Below are 12,855 nucleotides of genomic sequence, written 5' to 3'. Positions count from 1 at the left end.
TCGAATCCCAGATCGAGGCGGTGACGCGGCTTTCGCGCGAGCTTGACGACGCGGTAGGTCTGATCGAACTCGGCGAGGCCGAGGACGAGCCGTCCATCGTGGACGAGGCGGAAGAGCAGCTCCGTGCGCTGAGGGCCGACCTTTCCAAGCGGCAGATCTCGGCGCTTCTGTCCGGCGAGGCAGACGGCAACAATGCCTATCTGGAAGTGCATGCCGGCGCCGGCGGCACGGAAAGCCAGGACTGGGCGCTGATGCTGCTGCGCATGTACACCCGCTGGGCCGAACAGCACGGCTTCAAGGTGGACCTGATCGAAGAGCAGGACGGCGAACAGGCCGGCGTGAAATCCGCGACCATCGAGGTCAAGGGCGACAACGCTTATGGCTGGCTGAAGACGGAATCGGGCGTGCACCGGCTGGTGCGCATTTCGCCGTTCGATGCCAATGCCCGCCGCCAGACCTCGTTTGCCAGCGTCTGGGTCTATCCGGAGGTCGACGACTCGATTCACATCGAGATCAACGAGGCCGACGTGCGCACCGATACCTACCGGTCGTCGGGCGCGGGCGGACAGCACGTCAACACCACCGACTCGGCGGTGCGCCTGACCCACATTCCGACCGGCATCGCGGTGGCCTGCCAGAACGAGCGCTCCCAGCACAAGAACCGCGCAACCGCCTGGCAGATGCTGCGCGCGCGCCTCTATGAGCTGGAACTGAAAAAGCGCGAAGAGAAGGCCATGGCCGAGGCAGCCTCCAAGACCGACATCGGCTGGGGCCACCAGATCCGCTCCTATGTGCTGCAGCCCTACCAGATGGTGAAGGACCTGCGCACCGGGGTGACCAGCACGGCGCCCGACGACGTGCTGAACGGCGATCTCGATCCGTTCATGGAAGCCTCGCTGGTGCAGCGCATCGGCGGCGGCGCCGATGTGGCGGTGTCGGATATCGACTGAGCCCGCCCGGCAGGGTGGCGGCAGAAACGGCCGGCGGAACCGAAGGGGTCCGCCGGCCGCTGCGTTTTCAGAAGCGGTGCATGGTTTTCAGAGGCGGTGCATGCAATTGCGCCGATCCCGCTCAGCCGCCATTAACGCGCCTCGTGCCACTGTGGCACCATGACATCAATTGCGTGGCGCCTGATACGGCCCACCGTTGCGGTGGTGCTTGGCGCGGCCTCCCTTGCCGGATGCGGCCTGTTCCCGACCATGACGGACCGGGACTGCATGGCGCGTGTCATGTATTTCGAATCGAACCGCTCGTCGGAAGCCGGCATGCTGGCCGTCGGCACGGTGGTGATGAACCGCGTCTCTTCCCGCAAATATCCGCGCAGCGTGTGCGGCGTGGTCGGCCAGACCAGCCAGTTTGCACCGGGCGTGCTGCGCAAGCCCATGGTCGGCAAGGCCAAGTATCGCGCCTACAAGGTCGCGAACGCGGTGCTCGCCGGCCAGCGGTATCCGGGCCTGCGGGGTGTGATGTACTTCCACACCCACGATTCCAGCTATCCGCGGCCGAACCGCACCTATGTGGCGATTGCCGGCGGCAATGCCTTCTACAATCACGGCACAGTGCCGGTGCGGGCGAGCTCGCCCATCGCACTCGCCTCGCGCAGCACTACGGCCGCGCCGGCCCGCGTTGCACTGCCGCCGCCGGGCCGCACGCCGAGCCCGGTGCCGGCCTATCCCGTTGGCGGGCTGACACCGCTGCCGGTGCCGCAGCCGGTGGAGCGGCGCGTGGCGCAGACGGTGCCGGAGCCGCTGCCGGCGCCCGTCGCCGCCCCGGCTGCTGCCGCGCCGGCCTCGATTGAGGATCTGTTGCGGCAGACCGATTCCGGCGGGGCGGGCAGCCTCTACTGAGCGCGGCCGCCGTCAGCTGCGCGCCAGCGCGGCGAGCGGGTGATAGAAGCCGGGCGTGAGGCCGGCTTCCGAACGGGCGCGGTCGTTGAAGGGCGGCTTCAGCGGCCCGCGGAAATGCCGGCGCACCAGAGCATGGAAAGTCGGCTCCGGCACCAGTCCCTGCCGGTCGCACATGAAGCGGAACCACTTCGTGCCGATGGCGACGTGGCCTTTCTCGTCGGTATAGATGCGCTCCAGAATCGCCGCGGTGTCGTCGTCGCCGGTCTCCCGGGCGCGCACGATCATCGGCGGCGTCACGTCCAGCCCGCGCGCTTCCAGCACCAGCGGCACGATGGCGAGGCGGGCGGAAAGGTCGTGGCCGGTCTCCTGCGCCGCCTGCCACAGGCCGTCATGGGCCGGCAGGTCGCCATAGGTGGCCCCCATCCGGGCCAGCCGCTCGTTGAGCAGGGTGAAGTGAATGGCTTCCTCCAGCCCGACGCGCACCCAGTCGTCATAGAACGGCCGCGGCATGGCGATGTGGGCGAAGCGGCCGACGATATCCCACGCCAGATCCACGGCATTGAGTTCGATGTGCGCCAGCGCGTGGATGAGGCCGATGCGGCCCTTCTCCGAGCTTTCGCCGCGGTTGGGAAGGGAGCGCCTGGGCATGTCGCGCGGGGCCAGCAGCAGCGGCCGCTCCGGCCGGCCGGGACGCTCCGGGCAGGGCGGATCGAGCGTCGGGCGGGCGAGCGAAAGCCGGCCGGCGCGCCACGCCGCGGCGGCCTCGCGCGCACGGGCCGCCTTTTCCGCCGGGTCGTCAGCAGCCACGATCAGCCGGGCAGCCGCCGCCAGAGAGGGCGGCAGCCCGGCACCGGCACGCGGATCGCTCATGCGCCGAGTGCCTGCGCAGCGTCGAGCACCGCCTCGGCATGGCCGGCCACCTTCACCTTGCGCCAGATCTGCACGATGGTGCCGGCGGCATCGATGAGCACCGTCGTGCGCTCCACGCCCATGTAGGTGCGGCCATACATCGATTTCTGCGCCCAGACGCCATAGGCCTGCAGCACGGTCTTCGCCTCGTCGGAGGCCAGATGCACTTTCAGGTGATGCTTGATGCGGAACTTCGCATGGCTCGCCACCGAATCCGGCGAGATGCCGATGACAACCGTGTTGGCAGCGGCAAAGGCCTCGCTCAGCGCCGAAAAATCCTGCGCCTCGCGGGTGCAGCCGGAGGTGTCGTCCTTGGGATAGAAATACAGCACGACCGCCTTGCCGGCGAGGCTGGCAAGGCTGACCGGGCCGGATTCGCTTTCAAGGACGAAATCCGGCGCGCTCTGGCCGGCGGCGAGGGAAACCGGGCTGCTGTCGCTCATGATCGTCGGGCCTTTCTGGCTGGGTGCGGACAGGAAACGGACAGGCGGAACGGCGGTGCAGGCGGCCGGATGGCGGTTGGTCACCGGTTCGTGGGCAAAGTTTCCACGGTTCTGGCGAGGCTGGTTGACGAGCCGCACTGCGAGCGTCCAAGGTGCCTTATTGAGGGTGCCCGGGCGGGGTCGTCAATGTGACTTGCCACCGCCCTTGCGGGCCGGTTTTTCGACTGCCCTTGCCTGAGTGCAGGGCCAAAGCCGTGAAGTGCGCAATGGAGCAGTTCGAAAACCGCAATGGCCCCCGGCCCGCCGTGCCGGCCGCCGCCGCGCCGCGCGGCGACGGGGCCGCTGCGGCACCGGGCGCGCAGGCAGCCCCGGAGCGTGCGGCAGCCGTGCCGCCCGAAGGGGATGCCGTGGCCACGCCGTCCGCAGGCGCTGTTCCGTCCGCCTCTGCCCCATCCGCCTCTGCGCCATCTGCGTCCTCTCCGTCTGCGTCCCCTCCGCCCGCCGCGGCGCCGGTCACGCCGGTGCCCGCCGACGCGGACGAGCCGTCTGCGCTTCGGGCATCTCCGCCGCAGGCCACCGGCGAGGGGCCGCAGACCGCGGCGATTGCCGCGGCCGAAGCGGTGCAGCCGGCTGCAGAACCGGCCGCAGGCAGCCCTGCGAAAGAGCGGCCGGCAACGGACCGCCCGGCGCCGGACGGGCCGGGTGCCGCCACTCCGGCGGCAGCCGCGGCCCCGGTTGCCGCACCGGCAAAGGCGCGGCCGCGGCGTCGCAATCACCTCCTGCGCCTCGTGCTGTGGTGCCTTGCGGTGCTGGCCGGCGTGCCGGCCGCGATCCTCGTGGTCTGGATGCTGGTCGGCCCGGTGCGGCTGGGCATGCTGGAGCGCGAAATCAACTCTGTGCTGGCAACGCTGGCCGGCCGGGAGGGCTCCGCCGGGGTCGGGCAGGTGGAGGTCGGCTTCAGCCTTGCCCACGGCCTTGTGGTCTATGGCGGCGATATTCATTTCAGCGGGCCGGTCGGCACGGCCACGGTGTCGCGCGCGGTGTTCGATGTCGACGCCAGCGCCTTCCTTACCGGCGCCGGCCTGCGCATCCACTCCATCGCCATCGAGGGCGTGGACCTGAAACTTGCGCCGCTGCCGCCGGCGCAGATGACCAATCCCGAGCCGGTCGCTCTGCTGGAGATGCTGAACGAGCGCCTCGGCCGCTTTTCCACGCTGGCCTTCGACCGCGGGCTGGAACTGGCGACCATCGTGGACGGCAGCATCACCGTGCCGCGCGACCAGCCGGCCGTGCCGCCGCTGGTGTTGCAGCACGTGGCGGTGACGGTGGGCACCGCCGCGGGCGGCATGGTGCGCGGCGTGATGAGGGCCACCGCCGGCGGGCAGGAGTGGCAGGCCGGCTTCTCACGGCTGCCGCTGGCCGGCGGCGGCACCGAGGTGAAGATCGATGCCTCGGGCATCAGCCTCGCCACGGCCTTCGGGCTCGATTTCATCGCCCCGGGGCTGACGCTCTCTCCCCATGTCGACAGCCGCTTCGATGCCGCCGGCCGGGCCGTTGCCGCCTCGGCGCGGCTGGGCGCCGGCACCGGTGCCATCAAGCTGGGCGAGGACGGCACGGTGCTGCAGCGCGCCGAAATCAGCCTGGCCTGGCGCCCGCAGGCCGGCGACATCGCCATCAGCCCGTCGCCGATCCTGTTCGGCGCCTCGGAAATCGTGCTCGCCGGCACCGTGACGGCGCCGAAGCCGGGCGGCACCCAGTGGCGCTTCGACCTGACGCTGCCGCGCGCGCGCATCGCCCCGGTGGACATTCCGGGTCAGCCGGTGGTGCTGGACAGCACCGCAATCGACGGCACGTTCGATCCGACCACCCGCCGGTTCACGCTGGAGCGGGTGGAGGCCATCGCCGGCAGCCAGCAGGCCTCGCTTCAGGCGGCGTTCGATTTCGGCCCCAACGGTCCGCGCGGCGCCATCGACGGCAAGATGACGAATGTCGATTATTCCACCTTCATCCGCCTGTGGCCCAGCTTCAGCGCCACACCGGGCCGCAAGTGGGTCATCGGCAACATTCTCGCCGGGTTCATCCCCAACGCCACCATGAAGCTGCGCATGACGCCGCTCGATTTCGACACCGATCCGACCACCGTTTCGCCCGATGCGGTGCCGGCGGAATTCCGGGTCGATTTCACCGGTGCGGCGATGAAGCTGCCGCCGGCCATGCCCGACGCCACCAACGGTGCCGGGCAACTGGTGATGCAGGACAATCACATCGTCGTCACCGTCGGCAGCGCCGCGCTGCAGGCCGCGCTGGGGGCGCCCATTGCCGGCAGCGCCATTCGCGTCGTAACCAGCGATCTGCGCTCGCGGGCCATCGACATCACCGTCGACGGCACCCTGACCGGCGAGGCCAGAGCGCTGGCGGCGCTGGCCGACGACAAGCCCATCAACGCCATGAAGCCGCTCGGCATCACGCCGTCGGCCATCAGCGGACAGGCGAAGGTCGATTTCCACGTTGCCGGGCCGGTGCGCGACACCATCGACGAGAAGCTGGTGCGGTGGAAGATTCAGGCCGTGCTGACCGGCGTTTCAAGCGCCGTGCCGATCCGCGACCACACCATCAGCAATGCCAATGTGACGGTGACCGCCGACAACGCCCAGATGACGCTGACCGGCAAGGCGACGATCGACGGTTTCACCGCCGATGTCAGCATCTCGCAGGCCACGGGCCCCAACGCCCCGCCCGGCAAAGCCGGCATCACCCTGCAGGTGAGCGAGGCGGACCTGAAGGCCAAAGGGCTCGATTTCGGCGGGCTCATCGGCGGCACGGTGGGCGTGACGATGAGCGAGAGCGCGACCGGGCTCAAGCAGGTGTCGCTCGACCTGACGGCGGCGCGGCTGACCATTCCCGGCATCGGCTGGACCAAGGCGGCCGGCGCGGCCGCGGCGGCGACCTTCGACATGGACCAGAAGGACACGCTCTTCACCATCCGCAATCTCGCGGTCACGGCGGATGGCGTTTCCATCACCGGCGGGCTGACGCTCGACGCCAGAACCGGCCTGCAGGAAGCCACCTTCAGCCGCTTTGCCCTGAGGCCCGGCGATAATCTCAAAGTCCGCATCACCCGCAACGGGGCGGGCTATGCCATCGCCATTACCGGCGATTCCTATGACGGGCGCGGGCTGATCCAGCAGCTCAAGAAAAGCTCCGGCGACAAGGCCGGCGCCGCGGCCGCCGGGCCGCCAATCAGCCTCAGCGCCCGCATCGGCCGCCTGATCGGCTTCGGCAACGTGTCGCTCTCCAACATGGAGATGAAGGCCGCGCTGGCCGGCAGCCGGATGACGCAACTCAATGCTTCCGGCCAGACCGGGCAGGGCGGCGGCGGTGTGACGGTGACGCTGCAGGCGGCGAACGGCGGCGGCACGGCGCTCAACGCCTCAGCCGGCGACACCGGGCGGCTGCTGCGCTTTCTCGATGTCTATCCGCGCATGGAAGGCGGGCAGGGCACGCTGAAGGCGGCCATTGCCAAATCCGGTGCAAGTCAGGGCACGGTGCAGGTCACGCAGTTCAGCATCAATCAGGATCCGGCCCTGACCGGGCTGGTCAGCACGGCGGCCACGCAGGTCAGCCGCAAGACCGGCGCCCGCGTGCAGCCGCCGCCCGATGCCGGCTCGGCCTTCCGCAGCCTCGACATCGCCTTTTCGATGAAAGGCGATGTGCTGACGCTCTCCGACATCGTGCTGCGGGGCGAATCGTCCGGTGGCACGGCCTCGGGCACGCTCAATCTCGCCAGCCAGCGGATTGCGCTGACGGGCACGTTCATTCCCATCTTCGCGGTCAACAACCTCGTGACGAAGATTCCGGTCATTGGCCAGATTCTGGGCGGCGGGCCGGATGGCGGCCTGATCGGCGTCACTTTCCGCCTCGACGGTCCGGTCTCCGCGCCCGCGCTGACCTACAATCCGATCTCCGGCGTGACGCCGGGCATTCTGCGCCGCATTTTCGAATACAAGTGACGGGCGGCGGCTCGTCGCCGATTCGGAAGGGAAACCAATGACGCAACGTCTGGCCGGTGCCGTGCGGTTCGTGCTGGAGGAGGCGCGCCATGCGCTGCCTGCAACGGCGTTCTTCGCCATCGGCTTCTGCTTCATTCTTGCCACGCAGAAACTGCTGCTGCGCGAAGACCTGCTGTTCGCGGTTTCCTATCTGGCGGCCATCATGGCGGCTCTGGTGGTCGGCAAGGCCGTTCTGGTGGCAGACAGCATGCCGTTCCTGCGGCGCTTCGACAATGCGCCGCTGATCCAGCCGGTGCTGTTCAAGGCGGTGATCTACTGGGCGTTCGTGTTCGTCGCGCGGCTGATCGAGGCGTGGGCGCACCATCTGCTGTTCGAACGGCACAGCGGCAGCTTCATCGTCAATCTGCTCGATACCATCGACTGGCACCGCTTCCTGTTCATTCAGGCCTGGATCCTTGTGCTGTTCCTGCTCTACACGGCGACGACCGAACTGAACCGGCTGTTCGGCGAGGGGCAGTTCACGCGCATTCTGTTCCGCTATGCGCCGAGCGATCTGCAGAACAGCCGGCGCCAGCGCATGCGCACCCTTGCCCGTCTGGCCCGGCTGGCAGCCAGCCACACCGCCGCCGAACTGCGCGACCCGCAGAACTCGGCCCATGAAAAGGTGATGGAACTGGTGGAGAGCCTTGCCGCCCGCGACCGGCCGGCCGTAAAGCCCGGCCGCTGACCCGGCCCGCCGGCCGCCCGCGCCAGATGCCGGGCGGGCCCGGTGCGGCCGCGCATAGCGCAGCGGGCAAGGTTTCCGAGGACAAGGTCCAAGGTCTCCGAGGGCAAGGTCTCCGAGGACAGGGTCTTTGAGGGCAAGGTCCTTGAGGGACAGACCTCTCTGAGGACAGGACCTCAGCGGAAAAGACCTGCTGGTGTCCGTCCGGCCGCGCACCGCGCGGCCGATGGAGGCTGTTCCTGCCTCTGCGCTGCTCTCTGCACCGCCCGATTGGCGGCCCGATGATGGCTGTGCCTGCGCGGGCCCGTCGCACCCCGGCATTGCGCCCTCGTTGCCGCGCACGGGCCATGCGGCCAACCGGCTTTTCCGGTTCGGCTGTCCGCGCCCGTCGGTCGGCCTTACGCCTCTCCCCGGCCTTACGCCTCCGGCGAGGGCGAGGCGGCGGGAGCGGGACGGCGCGGCGCGAGGGCGGCGAGGGCATTGGCCAGTGCGACGAAACCCGCGACAGGAATGTTCTCCGCGCGCTCGGTCGGTGGCAGGCCGGCTGCGGCGAGCAGGGCCTCGCTGTCGTGGCCGAGGCTCTTCAGGCTCGCGCGCAGCATCTTGCGGCGCTGGCCGAAGGCAGCGGCGGTGACGCGGCTCAGCAGCCGCCCGTCGCAGGCGAGCGGCTCGGCGCGCGGTGTCAGCTGCACGATGGACGAGGTGACCTTCGGCGGCGGCGTGAAGGCGCTGGCGGCGACATCGAACAGGATATCCGCACGCGACCGCCAGCCGGCGAGCACGCCCAGCCGGCCATAGGCATCGTCGCCGGCTTCGGCAACGATGCGCTGCGCAACCTCGCGCTGGAACATCAGCGTCAGCCGGTTCCACCACGGCGGCCACGGGTCGGCCTCCAGCCATTGCAGCAGCAACTGGGTGCCGATGTTGTAGGGCAGATTGGCGACGATCTGCGTCAGCCCGCCGGCCTCGGCGCCCGGTGCGGCGGCTGCCGCGGCGGCAAGGTCCGTCGTCAGCGCATCGCCGGCGATCACCGTCAGGCGGCCCGGATAGTGGGCGGCGATTTCCGCCAGCGCCGGCAGGCAGCGTTCGTCGCGTTCCACCGCCACCACATGGCGCGCACCGCAGGCCAGCAGCGCCCGCGTCAGCCCGCCCGGCCCCGGACCGACCTCGACAATCGTCGAGCGCTCCAGATCGCCGGCCGAACGTGCGATGCGGCCCGTGAGGTTGAGGTCGAGCAGAAAGTTCTGCCCGAGCGACTTGCGCGCCGCCAGCCCGTGCGCGGCAATCACCTCGCGCAGCGGCGGCAGGCCATCGAGGGCAGCCACCTCAGCGCTCCGCCCGCAGCCGTCCGGCCGCAGCCCCGGTCCGGTCCATCATCAGCGATACTCGATCACGGCATTGCGCTGCAGATCGCGCAGATAGCGACGGGCGGCCAGATTGCCCTGCTCGTTGGTCAGTTCGTCGCGCATCTCGGCGCGCGCGGCGGCATCGCTGGCCAGCTCGCGCCGGCCGCAGACGGCAATCATGTCGATGCCGTTCTCGCCGTTATCCGGCTTGCCGAGGTGGCCCACCGGGATGGAGTTGAGAATTTCAATCATCGGCTTCGGCAGATCGGATTCCATGCGCTTGCCGAGCGGCTTCACCACCACGGCCGGCAGGCCCCTGGCCAGCGGAATGCCCTGCTCGCACGAGGTGAAGCGGGCGCGCAGCTGCTCGGCCTCGGTCATGCGGGCCGGGCGCCCGGCCGCCGCGGTCTTGGCCGGCACGACGAAGGTGATCTTCACCAGATCCCATTCGACGGTCTTGTGGCTGATGTTGCCGGTGCCCTTGGCCGCCAGCGCCCGCACGACATCCTGATCGGACACGCCGCCGGAGCCGCGGAACTTCTTGCGCACCACCTCGCCCCACATCAGCTGGGTGCGCAGGCGCGACTTCAGTTCCGCTGCGCTGGAGCCGGCCTGAGCCAGCACCTGCCCGAGCTGGGCCGGGGTCAGCTTCACGCGCTGGGCGATGCTGTCGAAAGCCTGATTGACCTGCGAATCCGGCACCTTGACGCCCATGCGCCCGGCTTCCTGAAACTGCAGGCGTTCCTGAATGAGCTCGTCGATGGCCGCCTGCGTGGGGTTCGGCGGCCGCACCGTCAGCTTCAGAAGCGCGGCGCGCTGGGCGATGTCGTAGCTTGTGATCGGCAGATCGTTGACGACCACCTTCACGGTCATCTGCGCGGCCGCGGGATGCACTCCGGCCACCGAGCCGAAGGTCAGCGCGCAGGCCAGCACGCACGCCAGTCTGAATGCGGTCACGATGCGGGCTCCAGTCATCGGCATCTTCGTTATTGGGCCTCTGTGGCGGGGCGCCGTCCGGCACCCGGCCGAATCGGCCGGATCACGACATGGTTAAAATGCAGCCGTCGCATATGGCAAAACAAAGGCTGCCAGAGCAAGTCGCGAACCGGCGTCACTGGCCGAGGCCGCTCGAGTAGGACAGATCGCCGAGCGTGCGCAGGCCGATGCGCAGAAAGGCGGTGCGGTCCACCGCAAGGCCGCTCGAACCGGAGCGGTCCTCCGTCAGCGCCAGCGAAACGCTCAGGCTCTCGCCGTCGTAGCCGATGCCGAAGCCGTCGCCGACCACCTGCTTGTTCAGGATGTCGTAGCGCACGGCGCCGAACGTGCGCCATTCGTCGATGAGGCGCAGATTGGCCGCGCCGTGAATTTCCTCGCGGTCGTCGTCGATGCCAAGGCCCGGCTGGCGGCCGAGGAAGGCGTAGGTCAGCTGCGTGGTCAGCGGCCCCTGCGTGGCGTTGGCGGCAACCTCGACGCGGTTCATCGAGAAATCGTCGGCGTCGAAGCGGAACCGGCTGCCGAGACGCAGGCCGAGCTGGGTGTCGAAGGCCACGCGGGCGACGACGTCGGAGGCATTCTGCTGCAGGCCGGAATCGTCGGTGGAGTCCAGAATGTCCGGCACCGCGAACGAGTTGACGCCCGCGATGTTGTAGGACTGGCCGAGCATGGCGGTCAGCGCGCCGTAGCTTGGCGTCTGCAGGGTGTACTGCACGCCCACGTTGGCGCGGGTGCCGCCTTCGATGCGGTCGAAGCCGGAGAACTTATCCCACTCGAACAGCGTGGTGTCGTCGTACACGATGCTCTGCGAATCTTCGTTCGGCAGCTTGCCGATGTAGGTTTCGTTCGGCCGGGCGATGATCTGGGCGATCGGTTCGATCACCTGATTGCCGAACTTGCTGGTGATGAGCCAGGGATAACGATACTCGATACCGACCGCGGGCATGATGCGGCCGGCAACCGAGTTGTTGGCAAGCTGGGTCACCGCGCCGTCGACGTTCTCCAGCGAATAGAGCGAGGTGTCGAGATAGGTGAACGGCGTGATGGTCTGGCCGTAGCTGTCAATGAACTGCCGGCGCCACTGGAAATTGCCGCTGATACGCGTGTAGGTGCCCGACACGCCGCGGAAGCGGGTGACATAGTCAGTGTCGTCGTTGGTGGCGACCGTGAAGGCATCGGTCATGTCGCGGGTCAGCGACGTGATGTTGCTCTGCCAGGAGGCCTCGCCGCCCCACACCGGGTCGCTGAAGACGCCGTTATAGTCCATCACCGGATGGACGACCGGCTGCTTCTCCTGCTGGTAAGTGCCGTAGGGCGTGAACGGCGCCGGCGGATCGATGGTCGCCATGTCCTGATTCTGCTGCAGGACACGGAACGCATAGCCGCGGAAGTCGAAATAGTTGCGATCGCCGAGGCCGTTCAGGAACAGCTGGTTGATGATCTCGGTGCCGCTGACCGGCTGCTGGTAGTCGCTGGTAAAGGTCGGATCGGTGCTCCAGCCCAGATCCCAGCCCCAGCTCCATTCCGGGTTGATCCAGTATTTGCCGTCCGACTTGATGAGGCCGCGGAAGGTGCGGTCGCCGTCGGTGCCGCTGAAGGCGCCCGGGTCGGCCTGATAGATACCGGACCCGTAGATGCTCATGTCGCCGGAGAGCGAGCGGTAGCGGCCTTCCGCCTCCAGCAGCGCACCCTGCTTGGACAGCGGCACGACCGTGGCGGTGACATCGTAATTCGGCGCCAGCGCCCAGAAATAGGGCAGGCGCACGCCGGTGCCGATGCCCGAACCGCTGATGATGGTCGGGATGAGGAAGCCGGTCTTGCGCTTCACCGTCGGGTCGGGCTGCGACAGATACGGCATCCACATCAGAGGAACGCCCCAGAACTCCAGCGTGGCGTCCTTGTAGTAGAGCATCTGCTCGCTTTTGACGTGGTCGATCTCCTTGGCCTTGATCTGCCAGGTCGGCGCCTTGTTGGGCCGCAGATCGGTGCACGTCGGGCACGCGGTATAGACGGCCTTGCGGAACACGGTGGTCTCGCCGCCGGTGCGCTGGGCTTCCTCGGCGGCAATGCGGGTGCGCTGCTCGGTATCGGCGCGCACGCCGTAGAGCGTCGCATTCTCCAGCTTTGTGTCGCCTTCCAGCGAGCGGGCCTGCACCACGTTGCCATCGGGCGAGGTCACGCGCACGCCGCCTTCGGCCGAAAGCCGGTCGGCCTTCTGGTCCACCTTCACATGCTGGGCGACCAGCGTGTTGCCGTCGTAATAAACCTGAACGTTGCCGCTCGCCTGCACGGCGCCGGTCTTGGAGTTATAGTCCGCCTGATCCGCCTCCAGCAGCATCCGGCTGTTGGGGTCGGCCGTGGCTCCGGTCGCTTCGTTGATGCCAAGGGACGAGAACTGCGCATTTGCAGGTGCCGTAAGGCAAAAGACCAGCGTCATCGCGGTCGCGCCAAGCAGCAGCGTCCGCAATCGTCTGTTCCCGTCCGTAACCGGCCTCGGCTGCGGGCGCGTCATCCGTCCTCCACGTTCAGGAGAATTGTCACGCCCAGAAGGGCGGCGACGATCCCCGGAGCCCACGCGGCAAT

The 12,855-nt window shown here is 68.5% G+C and carries 9 protein-coding genes; 4 read left to right on the top strand and 5 right to left on the bottom strand.

What is annotated here, in order from left to right; all coding sequences use genetic code 11:
- Both prfB and V7067_RS10430 read left to right on the top strand, forming a co-directional pair.
- Positions 1–950, top strand: a 950-nt coding sequence (prfB, locus tag V7067_RS10435) for a peptide chain release factor 2 (protein ID WP_334175838.1), incomplete at its 5' end; no start/stop codon positions are given.
- A gap of 267 nt (positions 951–1,217) precedes the next feature.
- Positions 1,218–1,847 (top strand): cell wall hydrolase, encoded by a 630-nt coding sequence (locus V7067_RS10430; protein ID WP_334175837.1) that lies wholly within the window; start codon positions 1,218–1,220, stop codon positions 1,845–1,847.
- A gap of 12 nt (positions 1,848–1,859) precedes the next feature.
- Here V7067_RS10430 and V7067_RS10425 read toward each other — a convergent pair whose 3' ends face one another.
- Both V7067_RS10425 and V7067_RS10420 read right to left on the bottom strand, forming a co-directional pair.
- Positions 1,860–2,717, bottom strand: a complete 858-nt coding sequence (locus V7067_RS10425; RefSeq protein WP_334175836.1) for a ferritin-like domain-containing protein — start codon at positions 2,715–2,717, stop codon at positions 1,860–1,862.
- Positions 2,714–3,199, bottom strand: a complete 486-nt coding sequence (locus V7067_RS10420) for a peroxiredoxin (protein WP_334175835.1) — start codon at positions 3,197–3,199, stop codon at positions 2,714–2,716. The genes V7067_RS10425 and V7067_RS10420 overlap by 4 nt, the downstream gene beginning before the upstream one ends.
- 521 nt (positions 3,200–3,720) lie before the next feature.
- On the opposite strand from V7067_RS10420, the gene V7067_RS10415 reads away from it, so the two are divergent.
- Positions 3,721–7,209, top strand: a complete 3,489-nt coding sequence (locus V7067_RS10415; protein WP_334175834.1) for an AsmA-like C-terminal domain-containing protein — start codon at positions 3,721–3,723, stop codon at positions 7,207–7,209.
- A 37-nt stretch (positions 7,210–7,246) separates the two neighbouring features.
- The gene (locus V7067_RS10410) at positions 7,247–7,936 is read left to right on the top strand and encodes a hypothetical protein (RefSeq protein WP_334175833.1); all 690 of its coding nucleotides are present in this window, start codon (positions 7,247–7,249) and stop codon (positions 7,934–7,936) included.
- Positions 7,937–8,349: 413 nt separating this feature from the next.
- Here V7067_RS10410 and rsmA read toward each other — a convergent pair whose 3' ends face one another.
- The 3 genes from rsmA to V7067_RS10395 all read right to left on the bottom strand — a co-directional run bounded on the left by rsmA (position 8,350) and on the right by V7067_RS10395 (position 12,739).
- Positions 8,350–9,258: a 16S rRNA (adenine(1518)-N(6)/adenine(1519)-N(6))-dimethyltransferase RsmA gene (rsmA, locus tag V7067_RS10405; protein ID WP_334175832.1), complete on the bottom strand. Its 909-nt coding sequence runs from the start codon at positions 9,256–9,258 to the stop codon at positions 8,350–8,352.
- Between the two features lie 51 nt (positions 9,259–9,309).
- On the bottom strand, positions 9,310–10,236 hold the full coding sequence (locus V7067_RS10400) for a SurA N-terminal domain-containing protein (protein ID WP_334175831.1): 927 nt from the start codon (positions 10,234–10,236) through the stop codon (positions 9,310–9,312).
- Positions 10,237–10,390: 154 nt separating this feature from the next.
- Entirely contained in the window at positions 10,391–12,739 is a 2,349-nt protein-coding gene (locus V7067_RS10395) for an LPS-assembly protein LptD (RefSeq protein WP_334175830.1), read from the bottom strand.
- Positions 12,740–12,855: the final 116 nt, after the last annotated feature.

The organism is Pseudoxanthobacter sp. (genome assembly GCF_036822375.1).
GTDB lineage: Bacteria > Pseudomonadota > Alphaproteobacteria > Rhizobiales > Segnochrobactraceae > Pseudoxanthobacter.
The sequence above is the reverse complement of the archived record's forward strand: the minus strand, read 5'-3'. Positions and strand labels throughout refer to the sequence as shown.